The sequence below is a fragment of the Pseudomonas sp. MYb327 genome (assembly GCF_040438925.1).
In the GTDB taxonomy this organism is placed as follows: domain Bacteria; phylum Pseudomonadota; class Gammaproteobacteria; order Pseudomonadales; family Pseudomonadaceae; genus Aquipseudomonas.
Genome location: NZ_CP159258.1, coordinates 6,082,501 through 6,103,940, shown reverse-complemented (window position 1 = coordinate 6,103,940; position 21,440 = coordinate 6,082,501). Strand labels below are relative to the sequence as shown.

Genomic DNA, 21,440 nt, shown 5'->3' with positions numbered 1-21,440 from the left:
ACCTTACGGCTGCAAGGTCTTGCCGTCCACCGGCTCGCCGATGGTCAAAAAGTGCCCGCCTGCCACGTGATGCAAAGTGCGCAACGCGTCCTGCCCTTCGAAGTGCCAGCGCCCGTCACTGAACACGCGCTCGTCTGCTTGCGCGGCAATCACTTCGGCCAGGAACAGGTCGTATTGCTGATGATTATCGGGTTCTGGCAACAGTCGGCACTCAAGCCAGGCGACGCAGCCGTCGAGCATCGGCGCTTCGACCAACTCGGCACTGAAGGTCGGCAAGCCATAGACCTGGAATTTATCCAGCCCCTGGTCACGGTTCAGTTCCAGGCCTGACGTCGAGCCCACCGTCTGGACGATATCGGCCTGGGCGGCGCAAGGAACGTTCAGCACGAAGGTGCCTGAGGCTTCGAGCAACTGCCGGGTCCAGGTGGACTTGTCGAGTACGACGGCGATTTTTGGCGGTTCGAAATCCAGCGGCATGGCCCAGGCGGCAGCCATGATGTTGCGCTGACCGTCATGGGCGGCGCTGACCAACACGGTCGGCCCGTGATTGAGCAGACGATAAGCCTTGGGCAAAGGGACCGGACGGCGATGGGAGGCGCTCATGGAAGTCTGCTCCTTGGGGAAAAGAGCCGATTGTAGCGATATCCAGATCTGAAAAGATCGCAGCCTGCGGCAGCTCCTACAGGATGTACGCCAATCCTGTGTAGGAGCTGCCGAAGGCTGCGATCTTCTAGAGGTCAGTGCATCAAGTCGCTAACTGATTGGCAAACTGACCCACTGCATTTACCACTTTCTGCGCGCCGTCCTGGATCTCGATAATCACCGTGCCCGCTTCCGCCGCCAATGCCAAGCCTTGTTCCGCCTGGAGCTTGCCATCAGTCATCAGGGCCACGGCGTTGCGGGCCATGTCCTGGTTCTGACGCACCACGAGGACAATTTCATCAGTGGCCTGACTGGTACGCGAAGCGAGTTGCCGTACCTCGTCCGCCACCACGGCAAAACCTCGGCCCTGCTCACCGGCGCGAGCCGCTTCGATGGCCGCGTTGAGCGCTAGCAGGTTGGTTTGTTCGGCAATGCCGCTGATGGTCTTGACGATGGTGCCGATCACCAGCGACTGCTCATTAAGGGCTTCGATGCCATCGCCAGCGGTTTGCATGTGTTTGGCCAAGTCACGCATCACATCTACCGCTTGCGTCACCACCGCGTTGCCACGTTGGGCGCTTTGATCGGTTTGCTGAGAGGTGCTGTAGGCAATATTGGCCGCTTCGGCGACGGCTTGCTCCTGATTGACCTGATCAGTAATCACCGTGGCGAACTTCACCACTTTGTAGAGATTGTTGTTGGCATCGGTCACTGGGTTGTAGGACGCCTCCAACCACACCGTACGACCATGGCTGTCGATGCGCTTGAAACGTCCGGCGACGTATTCGCCTGCGTTCAGGCGGCGCCAGAAGTTCTGGTAATCGGCGCTGCTCTGCTCTTCCGGCAGGCAAAAGGTGCGGTGATGTTTGCCTTTGATCTGCGCCAGGCTGTAGCCCATGCCGCTGAGAAAGCGGTCGTTGGCGGCCAGCACGTTGCCATTGAGGTCGAACTCGATCACCGCCGTCGAACGCACCAGCGCACCGATGAGGTTTTCATGTTCGCGGGAGGCCTCGATGGTACGGGTCAGGTCGCTGGAGTATATCGAGAAATGCTTGATCCGCCCGTTTGCGCACCGCACCGGTTGCACGATCGAACGCAACCACGCCTCCTGACCATTGCCGCGCAGCAGGCGAACAGCACCCGCAAAATGCTCGCCACGGGTCAGCGCGTTATTGAAGCGTCGTTGGAATTCGTCGGTTTTGACATGTTCCGGAACGATATCGTTGATGTGTCGGCCAACCAGATCACTGCTCTTGTAGTGCATCTCGCCAAGGAAGTTCTGATTGACCGATTGCACCTGCCCATCTTTATCGAGGGTCAGCACGAGCATCTCGCTTTCCAGACTTTCCTTCACTTGCTGAAGGCTGGAAAGTTCTTCGCGAAGAGCCGACAGCTCCTGCTTCAAGCGTTTATTGAACATGGGGACGCACCGATGGACAGGGTAGAAAGCGATATGCAGCCTAACCATCGGCCTTGCGGGTGTTTTCTGAAGAGCGTTTCAGCTTTGTCCTACAAAAATACTTACAGCACGCAAAACGTGTAGGGGAACGCGTACGCCTCATGCTTTTACGGTGCACGTGGCCGAACTACCGGTGATCCTCGGCATCCGAGCAGAGAAGTACGCTGCACTGCTCACCCCCACCGCACCCATCACCGCAGAGAAAATCACGCAGATCCACGGGCTCCACGGCATCAGACCGATCAACACCAGCGGTGTGATACTCGCCCACGCGGCGTAGGCAATGTTGTAGGTGAACGAAATCCCCGAGACACGAATCCGTGCCGGGAACAGGCTAACCATCACCGACGGCACTGCGCCCACCACCCCGCAACAGAGGCCGGCAACCGCGTAGGCCAGACCCACCCAGTCGCCGCCGCTGATCAGGCAGGTGTAGAGAACGCCGATGCCCAGCGGTAGCAACAGGCTATACAACATAACCGTGCGCCAGGCACCGATGCGGTCGACCAGCAACCCGGCGAGTACGCAACCAATGTTCAGGAAAACGATGCCCAATGCGCTCAGCCCGAAGGTGTGGCTGGCGGTCATGCCGAAGGTTTTCTGCATCATGGTCGGGGTGATGACCACGAACACCACCACCGCCGAGGTCAGCACGCAGGTGAGAATCATGGCCGGCAATATGGCCAGGCGATGCTCGCGCAAGACCGTGCGCAGCGGCAGCTCGACGGCCGCATCTCGCTTGGCCTGCATGGCCATGAACACCGGGGTTTCGCTGAGCCAGCGGCGCAACCAGACGCCGATTACACCGAACACGCCACCCAATAGAAACGGATAGCGCCAGGCGTAATCGAGGATTTCTGCCGGGGTGAACGCCTGCGCCAGGAACGTTGCCGTCAGAGCGCCAAGCAAGTAGCCAAAGGTCAGGCCCGCCTGCAAAAAACCCAAGGCATAACCGCGATGGCCGGCCGGTGCATGCTCGGCAACGAATACCCAGGCGCTAGGCACTTCACCGCCCACCGCAGCGCCCTGAAGCACGCGAAGCAGCAACAGCAGCAGCGGTGCGAAGTAGCCGATCTGCGCGTAGGTCGGCATGATTCCGATCAGCAGACACGGCAACGCCATCATCAGGATGCTCAGGCTGAACACTCGCTTGCGGCCCAACCGGTCGGCGAAATGCGCCATCAGGATCCCGCCCAGCGGCCGCGCCAGATAACCGGTGACGAAGATGCCGAAGCTTTGCAGCAATCGCAGCCACTCGGGCATTTCCGGCGGGAAGAACAGCTGGCTCAAGGTCAGGGCGAAAAAAACGAAAATGATGAAATCGTAGATTTCCAGCGCCCCGCCGAGGGCCGCGAGGCCAAGGGTCTTGTAGTCCGAGCGGTTGAACGGCGTCGGGCGCGAATCAGTGTTGGCAGTCATGAACAGAACTCTGGCACAGGCAAAAACCAAGGCGCCCATGGTCTACGCAAACGCGTCGACGGACAACCCGTTAGACCAAAGTCCCATAGCCGCAAAAACAGGCCCGCAAACAACCGCGTCTTGATTTACTGTAAGGGCCTGTCCAGAGGGGCCGCCAACGTCCCGAAGACCACAACAAACATAAAAATTCGAGGTACTCCCGTGGCCGCTGATATCGAAGATAGCCGCTCCGCCCGCTTTGCCCTGCGCTGCTCAAGTTTTGCCGAACGCTGGTTCCCCGACTCCTGGGTGTTTGCCGCGTTGGCGGTGATCATTGTCGCTTTGGCCACCATGGCCATGGGCGCGAAACCCACGGATGCCGCCATGGCGTTTGGTGATGGTTTCTGGAGCCTGATCCCCTTCACCATGCAGATGGCTTTCGTGGTGATCGGCGGTTACGTCGTCGCCAGCTCGCCACCTGCGGTGAAGCTGATTGACCGCCTGGCGAAGCTGCCGAAAAACGGCCGCTCCGCCGTGGCTTGGGTGGCGTTGATTTCCATGGTTGCGTCGCTGTTGAACTGGGGCTTGTCGCTGGTATTCGGCGGTTTGCTGGTGCGCGCCCTCGCCCGCCGCACCGATCTGAAGATGGACTACCGCGCCGCCGGTGCCGCAGCGTATCTGGGTCTCGGTGCGGTGTGGGCCTTGGGCTTGTCTTCCTCGGCGGCCCAATTGCAGGCCAACCCGGCCAGCCTGCCACCATCGATTCTGTCCATCACCGGGGTGATTCCTTTCACCCAGACAATCTTTCTCTGGCAGTCCGGCGTGATGCTGCTGGCGCTGGTCGTGATCTCGATCATCATTGCCTATGCCACCGCTCCCGGCCCGAATTCAGCACGTGATGCCAAGGCCTGCGGCGTTGACCCGAGTTTCAACCTGCCGCCCCTGCAACCACGCACCCGCCCCGGCGAATGGCTGGAACACAGCCCGTTGCTGACCATTCTGCTGGTGTTGCTGGCCGCCGGATGGCTGTTCCATGAGTTCTCGACCAAACCGGCAATCAGCGCGATTTCCGGGCTCAACACCTACAACTTCCTGTTCATCATGCTCGGCGCCCTGCTGCACTGGCGCCCGCGCAGCTTCCTCGACGCCGTGGCCCGTGCGGTGCCAACCACCACTGGCGTACTGATCCAGTTCCCTCTTTACGGCTCGATCGCTGCATTGATGACCACGGTCAAAGGTGCTGATGCGCAGACCCTGGCCCATCACATCTCGACCTTTTTCGTCAGCATCGCGTCCCACGACACCTATGCTCTCCTGATGGGCGTGTACTCGGCGATCCTGGGCTTCTTCATCCCGTCCGGCGGTGGCAAGTGGATCATCGAAGCACCGTACGTGATGCAAGTGGCCAATGATCTGAATTACCACCTGGGCTGGGCCGTGCAGATCTACAACGCCGCCGAAGCCCTGCCGAACCTGATCAACCCGTTCTACATGCTGCCGCTATTGGGCGTATTGGGGTTGAAGGCGCGGGACTTGATCGGATTCTCGTTCGTGCAGTTGCTGGTACACACGCCGATCGTGTTGTTTTTACTGTGGGCATTGGGGACGACGCTGGCGTATACACCACCGGTGATGCCGTAATCCGGCCCACCTCTGGGAACGAGCCCGCTCGCGATGTCGGATCTGGATTCGACATCTGCGTTGTCTGACAGACTGCTATCGCGAGCAGGCTCGCTTCCACTTTGAAAATTGCCAGTCAACTTTTCGCGTTTCGCTCTAGACCAGTAGCCACCAGCAGTCTAAGTATGTAGTAGCCCCAACTACCGGGAAGCCACGCTGAAAAGGATCTGAGCATGCTGAAACTCGCAGGACTCACCCTCGCGGCCCTCACCCTGAGTGCCGCTGCCCACGCCGATCTCTACGTGAAGCTGGGCAACACCGAACGCGTCACCCGTCTGTTTGCGTATCCCAACAACTGCAACGTGATCTGCTTTCGCAACTGGACGCTGGAGCAGACTGTGGAGCATTACCTGACCCAAAGCCTGCAGCGCGATGGCTATGGCGCAGCGAAGGCTCTGGTCAAAACCGACAACGATCAGCTTTTCGCCGTAATCAGCGGTGTACCCAACGGCTATGAGAAACCGCTGGAAGCGTTGCTCGATGCCGGTGATATGGCCTACAGCGGCGCCAGCAAACTGAATGCCGATGGCAAGTGGGCGTATAACTGGCATTTTTTCCTGCCGCTGGGCATGGCACTGGAGAACCGCAAAAGCGTCGAACTGCTGCACTTCCCGCCGGACAATTCGTTGATCCAGGCCCAGGATTACCTGAAGTCTGCCACGACGGATCGCTGGGCTTCGCTGCTGACGGTCAATGGCGTTCCTGCCGAACAGACACCGAACTACCAGACCATCATCGACATCGCGCCAATCGCCGCGCCGGCCAACGCCGGAAAGGACCTGGAAGGTGTCTACGGTTACTTCACCGACTACCAGACCACCATGGTCAAGAATGTCACCCGCAAAACCAGCGGCGAGGCATTGCCGATGGTCGCGTTTGGTACACCGGTGCGTGACTGGGTCAAGCAGCAGTACGGCCCGACGGTGAATGTATTGGGACTGGTGAGTATCAGCCCGACCGACGGCCTGAAAGTCCCCGTATTGGGCGCCAACCACCCGAGCTACATTTGGTACGCCGCCGACCCGGCCAACTACAGCGGCACTAGCGCGGAAGCCAAGGCCAAAGCCGATGCAGCGGGGCTGAAAGTCATGGCACAGGACCTGAGCGCCGCGTGCTGGCAAGCCGCCATGGGCCGCGAAACGGAGAGCAATGCCGATATTGAGCTGAGAAGTTGCACGCAAACCTGGCAAGTGGCGCAGAAAGATAAAACCTGTGCGCTGTTCTACACCTCGATCCGCAACCTGACACCGCCACAAGCCGCAGGCAAATGCGCCTCGGCAACGGTCCAGGTCCAGCTCAAACAACTCAAGGCACCCGCGCCCACGACTACGCTTCCCGCTCCAGGGCTGTAAATCGGTGTCAGTTAATGGAAGGCGCCGACGCCCAGATGTTTTTTGCAACACTGGCGTCGGCAAAGCCTCAGATCAGAGGCTTACGACTTCTCGACCGGACGCAGGCGGTATTGCGGCGGCAATTGCTCGAAACCACTGATGGTGGTGTTCAAGCTCTTCCAGCGACCATCCTTGATGCCGTAGATGCAACCGTGGATCGACAGGCTCTGCCCGCGATGCCAGGCGTTTTGCACAATGCTGGTATGGGCGACGTTGGCCACTTGTTGAATCACGTTCAGTTCGCAGAGGCGATCAACTTGTTCCTCTTCGGTGGCCAGCTTGGCAATTTCTTCGCGCTTCTCGTAGTACAAATCACGAATGGAACGCAGCCAACCGTCGATCAGGCCGAACTGGCGATCCTGCATCGAGGCGCGCACGCCGCCGCAGCCATAGTGGCCGGTGACGAGGATGTGTTTGACTTTGAGCACGTCCACCGCGTACTGAATCACCGACAGGCAATTAAGGTCGGTGTGCAGCACCACGTTTGCCACGTTGCGGTGTACGAACAGGTCGCCGGGCAACATGCCAACAATCTCGTTCGCCGGTACACGGGCGTCGGAACAGCCGATCCACAGGTACTCTGGAGTCTGCTGACGAGCCAGCTTGGCGAAGAAGTCAGGATCTTCTTTGGTGATCGCGTCGGCCCAGCGCTCGTTGTTATCAATCAGATCTTGTAATTCGTTCATGCAATGAAGCCTCGGTAATGATGCGCTGCTTTGACAGTCGACCGTCCGTCGAGGTCACGCGCGTGATGCAGATACCTGCCTGATGCGTTTATTCGGCGCTCCATGCCAGTGGAATTCTCTCATGCCCAGTGGGTCCACCCTAGTAAGGCCCACAGTATGAGGAAATGCCATGAATGATTCACGACGTCCTTACGATGCGGTGCAACCAGAGCCCATCGATGACAACGAAGACCGCATGGGCTCGATGCAGGAGCTGGACTTCGACGAGGAAGAACCCAGCGCCAAGATCGGCGACGAGCTGCCTGAGAACGAACGCGAACAGCTGATGCCCCGACAGCGCGTACGCGAAGCCGGGATGACCGGCGCTTCGACCGCCGACCATGAATCGACCGATGATGACATGAGCCCCGAAACCCTGATTCGCGAAGATGGCGCCCGGGACGCCCACGAAGCCGGCCAAGGTGATCAGGCCGATTGGGATTTGAGCATTGTCGACGAAGACGACATTGGCGGTGGCAACGGGCTGGATGAAGCGGAGATGGCGCAGCGAGAGCCTCTCGACAGGAAGCGTTGATCGACTTTGCCAGAAAGTACGCCATCGCGGGCAAGCCCGCTCCCACAAGGCTTCGTGTCGTTCTCAATTATTGTGAACAACAAATACTCTGTGGGAGCGGGCTTGCCCGCGATGATTTCAACGCTCAATCCACCAAGGTGCAGGCCATGACCACCGCATCTTCGCGCCCACCCACTGCCGGGTAGTAATCCCGGCGCCGGCCGATTTCGTTGAATCCATACCGCTCATACAACTTGAACGCCGCGGTATTGCTGTCGCGCACTTCGAGAAAACATTCCCGGGCATCGGCCTTGTAGGCAATCGACATCAGATGCTCCAGCAACGTCAGGCCCAGCCCACGCCCCTGGTTTTCCGGTTTGACGGTGATGTTTAGCAGGTGCGCCTCATCAAGGATGATCTGCACCACGCCATGCCCGACCTGCTGCTGCCCTTCAAACATCAGCCAGATCTGGTACTTGCCCAGGCCATCGAGAAAAATCCCGCGGGTCCATGGGTGGCTATAGGCGGCGTATTCGATTTTCAGTACAGCTTCCAGGTCTGCCTCGGTCATCGGGCGGAACGATACAGCGTCACTCATTCGATTCTTTCCAGCGCGCCATCAGCCGACGCATGGCTTGCCAGACATCAGCCTTACGCTGTGGCTCTTCCATTAATAATTCCAGGCCCGGCAAGGCCCAGACCGACCCCAGGCCTTCGACCTGGAGTTCACGGTTGAAGGATTCGGCGTCCCCTTCCCCGCCAAAACGCACCGCAGGCAGGCCGATCAGCCACAAACAGACGCACGGTGCGTCTTCCAGCCTGGCCGAGAGAAAACCTTGTACGAAATCGCGAGCGGCGTCCGGCCCCTGGTCCATGGTGCCCCGTACCAGCAGCGGCCAGCGCACCGGCTCGCCGACGATCTGCGGACTGTCCGGCAGACCGGCGGCACGCAGCATGTCCTTGAGCAGCAAATACGCGGGATCGCGGGTCTGGAACGCTCCGCCTGTGGGTAACTCCACTAGCAGCAGGCAACGACCCGCGCGCAGCAATTGCAGGGCGAAACGCGGGGGCGGCACAGGTGCAGGCTTGGCAACTGGCGCCTCTTCGAGCTCTTCCACCGGTTTGGCCCCGGTGCGCGTGCTCGCCAATGATGGCCGCGGCACCTCGACTTTCACTCGTTCGGCCGGTTTGACCGCCGGTTCAACAGGCGCTTGAGCCGCAGGTGCAGGCGTTACCGGCGCGACGACCAACGGCTCAAGCGGCTCCAGCAATTCGGGCCGCGACGGCGCAGCAAAAGGTAATTCGGTGCGCGGCAGCCAGTTGACCACCTGCATGGCGGTCAAATAGGCGCGGCGACGGGACTCGATAAGCAAAGGTCGGCCACTTGTGGATAACTAAAGTGCGGTGATTCTACCGCCCTTCGCTCAAGATCGCCTGCTGTTGATCGATAAGAAAAGCGACACTCCGTCCCGAGAGTGAATCGCATCGCCCCTGATGCAGTACAATCGCGGCTTTTAATCGCCAACCAGCCGGCCATTCCGATGATCGAACCCAAGCGCGTCTTGCGCGCCCTCGCTGAACACTGGGCACTTCTGGAGCCACTGTGCGAGCACTTCGACCAAGGCACATTGAGCCTCAACGAATTGCGTTCACAGTTGGCCGCCCAGCAACTCGACAGTACGCCGCAGGACATCACCAGCCTGCTGGACGTGTGGATTCGCCTCGACATTCTGGTTCCCGTGGCAAAAAGCCCGAACCGCTTCGAGCTCAACGCGCAGATCCACGACTTCCTCGCTTACCTGCGCCGTGAACACCGTTTGGGCCTGTGCCTGGAAATCGAAGCTTATCTGCGCCACCTTGAGCGCCTGGCCGGTTACATCCAGGACGCCTTCGATATCCGCGACGGCAATGATCTGGCGCGCCAACTGCGTTTGCTCGACATGCGCGTTCGCGACGTATTGAAGAAGCTCGACAACGACGAACAGGCCTTGGTGGCCGTGGCCGAACGTGCCAAGACCAGCGATCGGCAGATCCCGCTGCGTCAGCGTTACGCTGAAGTGCTGGCGACTTGGGACGAATACGTCGAGCCGATGATTGATCTGGTCAACGCCGACGGGGCCTTCGAGCAAGGTGTGCGCAAGGTCGAAACCGTGCTGCTGAAGATGCTCAGCGAACAGCAACGCCTCGGTCACCTGGTCGATGACGACATGCTGCTGCGCACCCACGCGCGCATCCTGGAAATGCAGACCAGCGCCCAGCTCACCCTGCGTCACGCCCGCGAACTGCTGCTGCCGCTACGTGAAGAAGCGCGCCGCCACAACGCCGTGACCCGTGGCGCGGCGCTGGCCTTGTCGATGATCCGGCGCAAGGGCATCGACGCCGTGCCCCAAGCGGCCATGCCGATGTTCACCCGCCCGCAAAGCACCTTCCTCGGCAGCGCCAGTCAGGTCGAGGCTTACGTTTACGCCTTGGCCCGTTTCGAACCGAAACCGGCGCGCTTCCCCAAGGCACACAAAACCCACAAGGGTGGCGATACCCCGCGCGCACCACGTACGGTTCGCGAAATGCTTGAGCGCTGCGAAGACGCCCTGCCGATGCCGGACTTGATGACCTGGCTGCTGGAGCAGGAACCGGACGGCGCCACCGACGAATTGCTGTACTGGTTCTCGCGCCTGTCCCGGGAAAAACGCTTCACGCGCAAGCGCCTGGATCGTCGCGACTACTTCACACACGAGCATCAGGTCAGCCTGCGCTCCTTCGCCCTGCTCTCGGCTGGCCCTGATGCCACCGAGAATTCTGCGAGCATCCCAAATGCATCTTGATCTATCCGAACTGTCTCAGCTGGCGCCGATCTTTCGCGAGCTGTTCAAGGGTTACCACGTCAGCCGCCGCGATCCGGAGCTGTACGCACAACTGTCGAACTTTCAGGACCAATACCGCACGCTGTTCAAGGCGTTGGGTTTTGAACTGGTCTGCGATACCCGTGGTTTCTACTACTTCGTGCCAGATCTCGCGGCAGCAGCGGTGAACAAGACCGCCCAGCGTCTGGCACTGTTCACCTTCATCCTCGTCGAGCACCTGGCAGACCAGGGCCGCGACCCGATCGCCGTGCTCGACGGCGGCAGCCTGGGCCGAGATGAATTGCCATCGCTGCTGGAGAAATACCGCGATCTGTTCATCCAGGCCGAAGTGCAGACCCAGGATGAGCTGGAAGAAAAAATCATGCGCCGAATGACCCAGCTCGGTTTCGCCAGCGAAGAAAACGGTGTCTACCGCTTCCTGCCGCCGATGCACCGTTTCCTCGACGTCTGCCTCTCCGTGCAGCAGGACCGCGATTTGGCTGCCAGTTTGCATAGCGTATTGCCGCTGCCGGTTCCGGTGCTGATCGACGAAGACAGCGAAAAACTGCTGCAGACCGACGACCCGCTGGATCTTAGTGAGTTCGAAGGCGAAAGCGAAGAAGACGCCTTGGCCCGCGCCATCGCCGAAGAACAGGAGCTCGACGCATGAGCAAGGAACGCTACGGCATCCGCCGCTTTGCCCTTTTGAACACTGCCGGTTACAGCCTCGGCCTGTTCCCGCTGGAAGAGCCGCTGTCGGTCTACGGCGCGAACAACCTCGGTAAATCCGCCTCGATCAACGCCTTGCAGTTCCCGATCCTGGCGCGCATGTCGGACATGAGTTTCGGCAAGTACAGCCTGGAACAATCCCGGCGTTTCTATTTCGCTTCGGACACCAGTTACATCCTCGTGGAAGTCTCGCTGCCCCACGGTCCACACGTGATCGGCGTGGTGGGTCGCGGCCCCGGCGGCGGTTTCGGTCACCAGTTCTTTGCTTATGCGGGCAAGCTCGACCTGGCTCACTACCAGAAAAACGACACTTGCCTGCGCCAGAAAGAACTGTTCACCAACCTTGAGCGCGAAGGCCTGAAAGCCTACGAGCTGAAGCCGGACGAACTGCGCCGCTTGTTGGTCGGCGGTCATACCTCGATCCCGCTGGACCTGACGCTAATACCATTGCGCTCCACCAGCGAACAGAGCCTGAAGACGTTCCGCGCGCTGTTCATCAACTTGCTGCACATGCGCGAAATCACCGCCGCCAAGCTCAAGCAGCTATTCCTTGATGCTTTCGAACACAGCCTGCGTTCCGGCAGCGTGGACTACATCGCCGCGTGCGAAGAAGCCTTCCGCGATGTGCGACGCATGGAGCAGGACTACAACTCCCTCGTCGCCGCCGGTCCGCTGGTCGAAGCGCTGGCCAATGGCGTGAAGCAACGCGACATCCTGCGCGGCAAGCTGCACCGAATCTCACCACTGCTTGATTCGTTACTGGGCACCTGGTCCGACTACGCCAGTGCGCGCAAGGAAGAACTGACCATTCAGGCCGAGCATTACCGCAACGAGCAGGACGCCCTGCAAAACGACCAGCGCGGCGGCACTCAGGAACTGATGCGCCTGGAGCGGGAAATCTCCGGCATCCAGCGCTGGCTTGGCGAGTTGTCGGTTCTCAAGCATCGCTTTGCCTTGGTCGATGACGTCAAAGTGCTGGAGCAACAGCTGCTGGCGGCCAAGGACGCACACGATGAACTGGCCGGTGCACTGGCACAGTCCCGTCAGTTCAGTGCCGAGGATCTGGAAGAGCGTCTGCGGGATCTGGAAAAACGCCTGAAGTCGGTCAAGCAACAGCTCGATCACGCCGACAACAATAGCTATGCCCGCTTGCGCGAAGAATTCTCGCAACAGGACGTCGAGCGCCTGATGCGTCTGTTCAACAGCGCACTGTTCAGCCTGCCGCTCGGCGAGCACGGCATCACCCTCGACGAGAATGGCGACTGGGTGAAATCCGTGGAACTGATCCTCGACGGCTTCAAGGGTGAGCGTTTCGAAGTGCCGGGGTTGTCCATCGACATCTCGCACATCGAGCCACCGGCTCTGCAAGCACTGGCGGATCGTGCGGCACTGCGCGACCAGAAAGAGCGCCTGGAAAAAGAACTCAAGCAACTGAAAACCCAGCAAGCCGTGGCCGCCGACCGCGCCGCGAGCAAGACCCAGACCGAAGCGTTATATCAGCAAGTGCTGGATGCGCAGAAGGCACTGGAAGATTTCCGACGCGCGCAAACCCTGAGCGCCGAAGAAGGCGACAAGCTGGAGCAACTGGCGCAGATGGAAGCCGCGCAGGACGAGCTGAAGCGCTCCAGCGACGCCTTCACCGAGCGCGTTCAACAGCTGTCGGCCAAGTTGCAACTGGTCGGCCGCCAGATCGGCGACATGGAAGCCAAGCAACGCACCCTCGACGACGCCCTGCGCCGCCGTCAGTTGTTGCCGGCGGACCTGCCGTTCGGCACACCGTTCATGGACCCGATCGACGATTCCATGGACAACCTATTGCCGCTGCTCAACGACTATCAGGACAGCTGGCAAGGCCTGTTGCGCGCCGACGGGCAGATCGAGGCCTTGTACGCGCAAGTGCGTTTGAAGGGCGTGGCCAAATTCGACAGCGAAGACGATATGGAGCGTCGTCTGTCACTGCTGATCAACGCTTACGCGCACCGCACCGACGAAGCGTTGACGTTGGGCAAGGCCCGTCGTGCAGCCGTTACCGACATCGCCCGCACATTGCGTAACATCCGCAGCGACTACGACAGCCTCGAACACCAATTGGCGCTGTTCAACCGCGAGATCAACAAGCGTCAGGTCTCCAACCTGCAGAGTTTCCGCATCGTGCTCGCGCCGAACAAGGAAGCCCTCAAGCACATCGACCAGATCATCCACAGCGCGGGTCAGTACGAGGAAGGCGAAACCCTGTCGGTGTTCGACCTGAGCCAGAGTGCGGAACAGGACAACAAGAACGAAGAGGCCAAGGAATACCTGGCGCGGTTGGTGGCGGCGAACCACAACCAGCTCGGCCTCAAGGACTTGTTCGAACTGGCATTCGAGATCACCAAGGTCAATGGACAACCGGTGATCCACACCGATATCGACGGTGCTGCCTCCAACGGCACCACCATGACCATCAAAGCGCTGACCAACATGTACTTGTTGCTGCACTTGATGGACCGCGACCTGGCCGGTCGTGTGCGCTTGCCGTACTACCTCGACGAAGCTGCGGACATCGATGAGAAAAACCAGGCTGCCTTGCTGGAAACCAGCCTGCAACTGGGCTTCGTGCCGATCCTGGCAAGTGTGAAACCGCAGGTCTGCGCCAGTGTCGCCATCGACCTGGAAGGCGGCAGCGGCCCGGCAGGGATCTACATCGATGAGGCGGACTGGAAGTACATCCGCCGGCACGACCAGGTGAAGGCGACGGTCATCGAACAGGCAGACGAACCGGAGCTGGATGCGGTTTGATTCTGTTTAGTTGAGGCAAAAAAGGCCGCGATCCAATGGATCGCGGCCTTTTTCATTTCTGCTTGAGCTTACTTGCCGAGGGAAATTTTCGGCGCCCAGGTCAGCCATTCCTCTTCAAACTTGTCGAACAGCGGGAACGTCTGCTCCGGTCGCGCGACACTGCCCATGCGCTCGCCATCCGGCGTGGCAAACGCAACGCCACCCTGAATCATGGTTTCCAGCGATTCGGTCCGCACCGTCGCGCCTTTGAACAGACCTACGTCAAAGTCAAAGCCGCTGGTGTTCCAGAAACGCGTGCCGCTGCGTACCAATGGCGCATACTTCGGCTCGATTAGGATGTGAATCAGCACTCGATCAGCGGTCTGACCCAGCTCATATCCAGTCACCTTGCCTACCGTTATTTCGCGATAGGTCACCGGCACACCCGGTTTCAGAGACCCACGGCGAGCAGCGCTCAACACCAGGCTCAACCCGGCTTCTTGCTTAGCCGTCTCCGGTGCGCTGGCCAGCGCCACGAAGTTTTTCTGCGGCCCCAGATTCTTCGCGGCTGGCTGCACCTCAATGTATTGCCCGGTGACCAAAGTTTCCAGGTTTGAGGTCTTGATCAGCCCCAGTTCAGGCTTGACCACCCAGAATTCGCTGCCGACCCGCGCAATTCTCTCAGGCACCTCAGTGATGCGGGCCGTCAACAACACTGACTGCAAATCACTACTGAGGTCGACGCCTTCAATCTTGCCGACATCCAGACCTTTGAAACGAACCGGCGTACCTGCGCGCAAACCATCGGCGCGGTCGACTTTGATCGTGATCACCAAGCCCTTTTGCGTGGCGTCTTCATGACTGGGAAACAAACGGAATCGTGGAATCCGCTTCTGTAGCGGCGCCTTGGCTTCTGGTGTTTCGAAAGCAATGCCTCCGGCCATCAAGCTTTGCAGCGACTCGCTTTTGACTTGAATGCCGCCTGTCAGTCCGCCTGTCAGCGTGATACCGCTAGCGTTCCAGAACCGCGTCGAAGCGTTGACCAGGTTTTCGTATTCCTTCTCGATATGGACACCGATCACCAACTGGTTTCGCTTGCGTGAAAACTGATAACTCTGAACCGAGCCGACCTTGACCTGCTTGTAGAGAATCGGGCTGCCAACCTCAAGCGATCCGAGGTTATCGGTGAACAACACCAGGTGCAGCCCCGGCGAACGCAGGTCCAGCGGCGGCGCCTTGGGGCGTGCGACGAACTCGCGTTGCGGCGCCGCTCCTTTATCTCCAGGGCGGACGGCGATGTAGTTACCTTTGACCAACGCCTCCAGACCCGTAATACCCGCGAGAGAAATTGACGGCTTGACCACCCAGAATTGAGTGCCATCGACCAGGTAATCTTCGGCCAATGGGTCCAGCGTCAATTCGGCACTGGCGGCGGTCAGGTCTGCATCAACCTTGAGCGCCTTGAGCGTACCGACCTGAATGCCCTTGTACATGACTGGCGTGCGGCCGGCTTGCAAGCCTTCGAAGTCACTGAGTTTGACCTTGACCTTGATCCCGGCCGCAGCCGCATCGAAGTCTTCGTAGAGACGGAACGGCAGGCTCGGATCTGTTGGCGGGCTGTCCTTGCGGTTCTCCGGAGTGGCGAACGCAATACCGCCGGCAACGATGCTGGCCAGAGATTCGCTGCGCACTTTCACGCCCGACAGGTTGGCGTCGATGCTGATGCCGCTGGCGTTCCAGAAACGAGTGTGTTTGCGCACCAGTTTGGCGTAGGTCGGCTCGATGAATACTTTAAGCTCGACTGTGCTTTGGTCTTCGGAGAGCAAATAGCTTTTGATCTGCCCGACCTTGATTTGCTTGTAGAACACCGGGCTGCCACGGTTCAGAGAGCCCAGGCGATCAGCTTTGATTGTCAGGTGCAGGCCAGGCTGGGCGTCCGACAACGGTGGCTCTTCGGCCAGCGCCTTGAACTTACGGGTGGGCTCGCCTTCGCCCGGGCTGATCGCCACATAGTTCCCCGAGACCAGTGTTTCCAGGCCGGTGATACCGGCCAGGGTAACGCTCGGTTTCACCAGCCAGAAGCGTGTGCTGGTGCGCAGGTATTGCTCCACGTCCTTGTTCATCTCGACAGTGGCAATCACACCTTTGGAAGTGCCTTCGTCATCGAGTTTGAGCGTCTTCACCTTGCCGACCGGCATGCCTTTGTAGACGACTTCGGTCTTGTTGGCTTGAATGCCTTCGCCACTTTCGAAACGGACCTGAACTTCGATGCCCGTCTCGTTATAGGCACGCCACCCGAGCCAGCCACCGATGATCAAGGCAATCAGAGGTAACACCCAAATGGCTGACCAGTTCGAGGCCGGTCGGGTTTTCGCTGTAGGCAAATCAGTCATGGTCGTCGTCCGACTCCGTGTTATCCCAAATCAGTCGGGGATCGAAAGTTACTGCGGCAAGCATTGTCAGAATCACCACACTGGCAAAGGCGATGGCGCCAAGATCAGCTTCGATACTGGCGAGCCGTCCAAAATTCACGAGCGCCACGAGGATGGCGATCACAAAGATATCGAGCATGGACCAGCGGCCAATGAACTCGATAAAGCGGTACATCCATATGCGCTGCCGGGCCGAGAGTGGCTGGCGACGCTGCACGGAATACAGCAGCAGCGCGATACCCACGAGTTTGAACGTGGGCACCATGATGCTGGCGATAAAGACTACAGCGGCAATTGGAATCATGCCGTGCTGAACCAGCTGGATCACGCCCGTCATGATGGTGCTGGGATCACCCTTGCCCAGGGAGCTCACGGTCATGATCGGCAACACATTGGCCGGTATATAAAGAATGGCGGCGGTGATCAGCAATGCCCAGGTCCGCACCAGACTGTTCGGTCGACGCGCATGAACCAACGCCCCGCAACGAGTGCAGACCTGTTCATCGGTCTCAGCTTCCTGCTTGTTCAATTCATGGCATTCCGCGCAAATCAGAATGCCTGCATCAATCGCCCGCATGGGCATCCTCTCCTGATAAAGCCTGCCAGATCTGGTGGGGCGACATCACGACTTCCAACCAGACCTGGACCAATAACAAACCAACGAAGCATGCCAAACCGAAACCGATGTTCATGGCTGCCATATCTGCCAGCTTGACGATCGCTACCAGCACGCCCATGAGGTAAACCTCAAGCATTCCCCAATCTCTTAGATGGTGATAAATGCGATAGAGCAGCAAACCGTAACTGCGCCCGATATCAAGACGAATAGTCAGCAAGACAGCCAGCTGACAGAGCAGTTTGAGTAACGGGATAGCCATGCTGCACAGGAACACAATCACCGAAACGCTCTGCATGCCCGTATTGAATAGGCTCACAACGCCGCTCCAGACAGTGTCTTGCGATGACTGCCCGAGTAGATTGAGCTGCATGATCGGTAAAAAGTTCGCAGGGACATACAACAACAACGCAGCGATGACTAAGGCGAGGCTGCGCTGCACGACATTGTGTCGATGGGCGTAGAGTTCGTAACCGCAGCGCGGACACAGGGCTTTCTCGCCATGGGCGAGTACAGGTTTGCGCATCAGCAAGTCGCACTCATGACACGCCACCAAATCGTCCAGCGGTAATTCTGACAGCCTGGAGGCGTCAAGCGGATCTGGCATAAGGGCTCTGACTCTGAAAAAGTTGGGCTTATTCTAGTGCCCTGAGTCAAAAATAACTGTGCAATTTGTGCAAGGGAAGGCGATGTATTCCTGCGGACAAAACAAAACCCCAACTGCTTTCGCAATTGGGGTTTCGGAATTTAATCTTGACGATGACCTACTCTCACATGGGGAAACCCCACACTACCATCGGCGATGCATCGTTTCACTGCTGAGTTCGGGATGGGATCAGGTGGTTCCAATGCTCTATGGTCGTCAAGAAATTCGGGTACTGAGTCGCGACCAGATGGCCTCGCTTCAGCAAATTGGGTATGTGACAGCTTTCGGTGTTTTGTAAGCGTCGAACTTTCGGTTCGTTTCGTCTTCACACACCGCAATCTGGTCTCGTTCGTCTTTTCAACGAGGAGGATCAAATTGCTTGGGTGTTATATGGTCAAGCCTCACGGGCAATTAGTATTGGTTAGCTCAACGCCTCACAGCGCTTACACACCCAACCTATCAACGTCGTAGTCTTCGACGGCCCTTCAGGGGACTCAAGGTCCCAGTGAGATCTCATCTTGAGGCTAGTTTCCCGCTTAGATGCTTTCAGCGGTTATCTATTCCGAACATAGCTACCCGGCAATGCCACTGGCGTGACAACCGGAACACCAGAGGTTCGTCCACTCCGGTCCTCTCGTACTAGGAGCAGCCCCTCTCAAATCTCAAACGTCCACGGCAGATAGGGACCGAACTGTCTCACGACGTTCTAAACCCAGCTCGCGTACCACTTTAAATGGCGAACAGCCATACCCTTGGGACCGGCTTCAGCCCCAGGATGTGATGAGCCGACATCGAGGTGCCAAACACCGCCGTCGATATGAACTCTTGGGCGGTATCAGCCTGTTATCCCCGGAGTACCTTTTATCCGTTGAGCGATGGCCCTTCCATACAGAACCACCGGATCACTAAGACCTACTTTCGTACCTGCTCGACGTGTCTGTCTCGCAGTCAAGCGCGCTTTTGCCTTTATACTCTACGACCGATTTCCGACCGGTCTGAGCGCACCTTCGTACTCCTCCGTTACTCTTTAGGAGGAGACCGCCCCAGTCAAACTACCCACCATACACTGTCCTCGATCCGGATAACGGACCTGAGTTAGAACCTCAAAGTTGCCAGGGTGGTATTTCAAGGATGGCTCCACGCGAACTGGCGTCCACGCTTCAAAGCCTCCCACCTATCCTACACAAGCAAATTCAAAGTCCAGTGCAAAGCTATAGTAAAGGTTCACGGGGTCTTTCCGTCTAGCCGCGGATACACTGCATCTTCACAGCGATTTCAATTTCACTGAGTCTCGGGTGGAGACAGCGCCGCCATCGTTACGCCATTCGTGCAGGTCGGAACTTACCCGACAAGGAATTTCGCTACCTTAGGACCGTTATAGTTACGGCCGCCGTTTACCGGGGCTTCGATCAAGAGCTTCGCGTTAGCTAACCCCATCAATTAACCTTCCGGCACCGGGCAGGCGTCACACCCTATACGTCCACTTTCGTGTTTGCAGAGTGCTGTGTTTTTAATAAACAGTCGCAGCGGCCTGGTATCTTCGACCGGCGTGGGCTTACGCAGTAAATGCTTCACCCTCACCGGCGCACCTTCTCCCGAAGTTACGGTGCCATTTTGCCTAGTTCCTTCACCCGAGTTCTCTCAAGCGCCTTGGTATTCTCTACCCAACCACCTGTGTCGGTTTGGGGTACGGTTCCTGGTTACCTGAAGCTTAGAAGCTTTTCTTGGAAGCATGGCATCAACCACTTCGTCACCCAAAGGGTAACTCGTCATCAGCTCTCGGCCTTAGAATCCCGGATTTACCTAAGATTCCAGCCTACCACCTTAAACTTGGACAACCAACGCCAAGCTGGCCTAGCCTTCTCCGTCCCTCCATCGCAATAACCAGAAGTACAGGAATATTAACCTGTTTTCCATCGACTACGCTTTTCAGCCTCGCCTTAGGGACCGACTAACCCTGCGTCGATTAACGTTGCGCAGGAAACCTTGGTCTTTCGGCGTGGGTGTTTTTCACACCCATTGTCGTTACTCATGTCAGCATTCGCACTTCTGATACCTCCAGCAAGCTTCTCAACTCACCTTCACAGGCTTACAGAACGCTCCTCTACCGCATCACCTAAGTGATACCCGTAGCTTCGGTGTATGGTTTGAGCCCCGTTACATCTTCCGCGCAGGCCGACTCGACTAGTGAGCTATTACGCTTTCTTTAAAGGGTGGCTGCTTCTAAGCCAACCTCCTAGCTGTCTAAGCCTTCCCACATCGTTTCCCACTTAACCATAACTTTGGGACCTTAGCTGACGGTCTGGGTTGTTTCCCTTTTCACGACGGACGTTAGCACCCGCCGTGTGTCTCCCATGCTCGGCACTTGTAGGTATTCGGAGTTTGCATCGGTTTGGTAAGTCGGGATGACCCCCTAGCCGAAACAGTGCTCTACCCCCTACAGTGATACATGAGGCGCTACCTAAATAGCTTTCGAGGAGAACCAGCTATCTCCGAGCTTGATTAGCCTTTCACTCCGATCCACAGGTCATCCGCTAACTTTTCAACGGTAGTCGGTTCGGTCCTCCAGTCAGTGTTACCTAACCTTCAACCTGCCCATGGATAGATCGCCCGGTTTCGGGTCTATTCCCAGCGACTAGACGCCCTATTAAGACTCGCTTTCGCTACGCCTCCCCTATTCGGTTAAGCTCGCCACTGAAAATAAGTCGCTGACCCATTATACAAAAGGTACGCAGTCACCCAACAAAGTGGGCTCCCACTGCTTGTACGCATACGGTTTCAGGATCTATTTCACTCCCCTCTCCGGGGTTCTTTTCGCCTTTCCCTCACGGTACTAGTTCACTATCGGTCAGTCAGTAGTATTTAGCCTTGGAGGATGGTCCCCCCATATTCAGACAAAGTTTCTCGTGCTCCGTCCTACTCGATTTCATGACTAAGAGATTTTCGCGTACAGGGCTATCACCCACTATGGCCGCACTTTCCAGAGCGTTCCGCTAATCTCAAAGCCACTTAAGGGCTAGTCCCCGTTCGCTCGCCACTACTAAGGGAATCTCGGTTGATTTCTTTTCCTCAGGGTACTTAGATGTTTCAGTTCCCCTGGTTCGCCTCTTGCACCTATGTATTCAGTACAAGATAACCATCTTATGATGGCTGGGTTCCCCCATTCAGACATCTCCGGATCAAAGTCTGTTTGCCGACTCCCCGAAGCTTTTCGCAGGCTACCACGTCTTTCATCGCCTCTGACTGCCAAGGCATCCACCGTATGCGCTTCTTCACTTGACCATATAACCCCAAGCAATCTGGTTATACTGTGAAGACGACATTCGCCGAAAATTCGAATTTCTCAACTAAGAGAACTCACAAATTTTACCTTAGCCTGATCCGTTACCAGTGAAAGTAACGTCCAGTCTATCTTTCTATCACATACCCAAATTTTTAAAGAACGAACTAGTCAAAGACTAGAAATCAACATTCATCATCACAGCGATGGAATGCTCATTTCTAAGCTTTCTTACTAACAGAAGCAGTAGTGGTGGAGCCAAACGGGATCGAACCGTTGACCTCCTGCGTGCAAGGCAGGCGCTCTCCCAGCTGAGCTATGGCCCCGTATT

General features: G+C 57.8%; 15 protein-coding genes, 1 tRNA gene and 2 rRNA genes. 6 read left to right on the top strand and 12 right to left on the bottom strand.

Annotated features, from left to right (window positions below):
* Positions 1 to 3: 3 nt before the first annotated feature.
* The 3 genes from ABVN21_RS27660 to ABVN21_RS27650 form a co-directional block, all read right to left on the bottom strand.
* Positions 4 to 603, bottom strand: coding sequence for a flavin reductase family protein (locus ABVN21_RS27660; protein ID WP_339554604.1), 600 nt, complete (start codon positions 601 to 603; stop codon positions 4 to 6).
* Between the two features lie 142 nt (positions 604 to 745).
* Positions 746 to 2,062 carry a PAS domain-containing methyl-accepting chemotaxis protein gene (locus tag ABVN21_RS27655; RefSeq protein WP_339554602.1) on the bottom strand — a complete coding sequence of 439 codons (1,317 nt, stop codon included), beginning with the start codon at positions 2,060 to 2,062 and terminating at the stop codon, positions 746 to 748.
* A gap of 138 nt (positions 2,063 to 2,200) precedes the next feature.
* Positions 2,201 to 3,520: an MFS transporter gene (locus tag ABVN21_RS27650; protein ID WP_339554600.1), complete on the bottom strand. Its 1,320-nt coding sequence runs from the start codon at positions 3,518 to 3,520 to the stop codon at positions 2,201 to 2,203.
* A gap of 201 nt (positions 3,521 to 3,721) precedes the next feature.
* On the opposite strand from ABVN21_RS27650, the gene ABVN21_RS27645 reads away from it, so the two are divergent.
* The gene (locus ABVN21_RS27645; RefSeq protein ID WP_339554598.1) at positions 3,722 to 5,140 is read left to right on the top strand and encodes a TIGR00366 family protein; all 1,419 of its coding nucleotides are present in this window, start codon (positions 3,722 to 3,724) and stop codon (positions 5,138 to 5,140) included.
* Positions 5,141 to 5,352: 212 nt separating this feature from the next.
* The gene (locus ABVN21_RS27640; RefSeq protein ID WP_339554597.1) at positions 5,353 to 6,531 is read left to right on the top strand and encodes a hypothetical protein; all 1,179 of its coding nucleotides are present in this window, start codon (positions 5,353 to 5,355) and stop codon (positions 6,529 to 6,531) included.
* An 80-nt stretch (positions 6,532 to 6,611) separates the two neighbouring features.
* Here ABVN21_RS27640 and can read toward each other — a convergent pair whose 3' ends face one another.
* On the bottom strand, positions 6,612 to 7,256 hold the full coding sequence (gene can, locus ABVN21_RS27635; RefSeq protein WP_339554594.1) for a carbonate dehydratase: 645 nt from the start codon (positions 7,254 to 7,256) through the stop codon (positions 6,612 to 6,614).
* 169 nt (positions 7,257 to 7,425) lie between these two features.
* Between can and ABVN21_RS27630 the strand changes: the two genes are divergently transcribed.
* Positions 7,426 to 7,830, top strand: coding sequence for a serine kinase/phosphatase (locus ABVN21_RS27630; RefSeq protein WP_339554593.1), 405 nt, complete (start codon positions 7,426 to 7,428; stop codon positions 7,828 to 7,830).
* A gap of 124 nt (positions 7,831 to 7,954) precedes the next feature.
* Here the strand turns inward: ABVN21_RS27630 and rimI are convergent, their stop codons facing one another.
* Both rimI and ABVN21_RS27620 read right to left on the bottom strand, forming a co-directional pair.
* Positions 7,955 to 8,407, bottom strand: coding sequence for a ribosomal protein S18-alanine N-acetyltransferase (gene rimI, locus ABVN21_RS27625; RefSeq protein ID WP_007981794.1), 453 nt, complete (start codon positions 8,405 to 8,407; stop codon positions 7,955 to 7,957).
* The gene (locus ABVN21_RS27620; protein WP_339554783.1) at positions 8,400 to 9,143 is read right to left on the bottom strand and encodes an energy transducer TonB; all 744 of its coding nucleotides are present in this window, start codon (positions 9,141 to 9,143) and stop codon (positions 8,400 to 8,402) included. Before ABVN21_RS27620 ends, rimI begins: the two co-directional genes overlap by 8 nt.
* A gap of 207 nt (positions 9,144 to 9,350) precedes the next feature.
* Here ABVN21_RS27620 and mksB point away from each other — a divergent pair, with 207 nt between their 5' ends.
* Genes mksB through mksF form a run of 3 tightly spaced genes read left to right on the top strand, consistent with a single transcriptional unit; the run spans position 9,351 to position 14,156 of the window.
* Positions 9,351 to 10,631, top strand: a complete 1,281-nt coding sequence (gene mksB, locus ABVN21_RS27615) for an Mks condensin complex protein MksB (protein ID WP_339554591.1) — start codon at positions 9,351 to 9,353, stop codon at positions 10,629 to 10,631.
* A complete protein-coding gene (gene mksE, locus ABVN21_RS27610; RefSeq protein ID WP_339554590.1) occupies positions 10,621 to 11,319 on the top strand; it encodes an Mks condensin complex protein MksE in 699 nt (232 codons plus the stop codon). The genes mksB and mksE overlap by 11 nt, the downstream gene beginning before the upstream one ends.
* Positions 11,316 to 14,156: an Mks condensin complex protein MksF gene (mksF, locus tag ABVN21_RS27605; RefSeq protein ID WP_034149630.1), complete on the top strand. Its 2,841-nt coding sequence runs from the start codon at positions 11,316 to 11,318 to the stop codon at positions 14,154 to 14,156. Before mksE ends, mksF begins: the two co-directional genes overlap by 4 nt.
* Positions 14,157 to 14,224: 68 nt before the next feature.
* Here the strand turns inward: mksF and ABVN21_RS27600 are convergent, their stop codons facing one another.
* The 6 genes from ABVN21_RS27600 to ABVN21_RS27575 form a co-directional block, all read right to left on the bottom strand.
* Complete coding sequence (locus ABVN21_RS27600) at positions 14,225 to 16,528, bottom strand: MlaD family protein (protein ID WP_339554589.1); 2,304 nt, start codon at positions 16,526 to 16,528, stop codon at positions 14,225 to 14,227.
* Complete coding sequence (locus ABVN21_RS27595) at positions 16,521 to 17,144, bottom strand: paraquat-inducible protein A (protein WP_339554588.1); 624 nt, start codon at positions 17,142 to 17,144, stop codon at positions 16,521 to 16,523. The genes ABVN21_RS27600 and ABVN21_RS27595 overlap by 8 nt, the downstream gene beginning before the upstream one ends.
* Positions 17,131 to 17,790 (bottom strand): paraquat-inducible protein A, encoded by a 660-nt coding sequence (locus ABVN21_RS27590; RefSeq protein ID WP_339554587.1) that lies wholly within the window; start codon positions 17,788 to 17,790, stop codon positions 17,131 to 17,133. Before ABVN21_RS27590 ends, ABVN21_RS27595 begins: the two co-directional genes overlap by 14 nt.
* A gap of 144 nt (positions 17,791 to 17,934) precedes the next feature.
* Positions 17,935 to 18,050 (bottom strand): 5S ribosomal RNA (gene rrf / locus ABVN21_RS27585).
* A 169-nt stretch (positions 18,051 to 18,219) separates the two neighbouring features.
* Positions 18,220 to 21,111 (bottom strand): 23S ribosomal RNA (locus ABVN21_RS27580).
* A gap of 248 nt (positions 21,112 to 21,359) precedes the next feature.
* Positions 21,360 to 21,435: transfer RNA gene (locus ABVN21_RS27575), tRNA-Ala, on the bottom strand.
* Between the last annotated feature and the right edge of the window lie 5 nt (positions 21,436 to 21,440).

Coding starts and splice junctions, on each gene's coding strand:
- ABVN21_RS27620 (WP_339554783.1), bottom strand. CDS start 9,143: ATGCAGGTGGTCAACTGGCTGCCGCGCACCGAATTACCTTTTGCTGCG.
- can (WP_339554594.1), bottom strand. CDS start 7,256: ATGAACGAATTACAAGATCTGATTGATAACAACGAGCGCTGGGCCGAC.
- ABVN21_RS27595 (WP_339554588.1), bottom strand. CDS start 17,144: ATGCGGGCGATTGATGCAGGCATTCTGATTTGCGCGGAATGCCATGAA.
- ABVN21_RS27640 (WP_339554597.1), top strand. CDS start 5,353: ATGCTGAAACTCGCAGGACTCACCCTCGCGGCCCTCACCCTGAGTGCC.
- ABVN21_RS27600 (WP_339554589.1), bottom strand. CDS start 16,528: ATGACTGATTTGCCTACAGCGAAAACCCGACCGGCCTCGAACTGGTCA.
- mksB (WP_339554591.1), top strand. CDS start 9,351: ATGATCGAACCCAAGCGCGTCTTGCGCGCCCTCGCTGAACACTGGGCA.
- mksF (WP_034149630.1), top strand. CDS start 11,316: ATGAGCAAGGAACGCTACGGCATCCGCCGCTTTGCCCTTTTGAACACT.
- mksE (WP_339554590.1), top strand. CDS start 10,621: ATGCATCTTGATCTATCCGAACTGTCTCAGCTGGCGCCGATCTTTCGC.
- ABVN21_RS27655 (WP_339554602.1), bottom strand. CDS start 2,062: ATGTTCAATAAACGCTTGAAGCAGGAGCTGTCGGCTCTTCGCGAAGAA.
- ABVN21_RS27590 (WP_339554587.1), bottom strand. CDS start 17,790: ATGCCAGATCCGCTTGACGCCTCCAGGCTGTCAGAATTACCGCTGGAC.
- rimI (WP_007981794.1), bottom strand. CDS start 8,407: ATGAGTGACGCTGTATCGTTCCGCCCGATGACCGAGGCAGACCTGGAA.
- ABVN21_RS27650 (WP_339554600.1), bottom strand. CDS start 3,520: ATGACTGCCAACACTGATTCGCGCCCGACGCCGTTCAACCGCTCGGAC.
- ABVN21_RS27630 (WP_339554593.1), top strand. CDS start 7,426: ATGAATGATTCACGACGTCCTTACGATGCGGTGCAACCAGAGCCCATC.
- ABVN21_RS27660 (WP_339554604.1), bottom strand. CDS start 603: ATGAGCGCCTCCCATCGCCGTCCGGTCCCTTTGCCCAAGGCTTATCGT.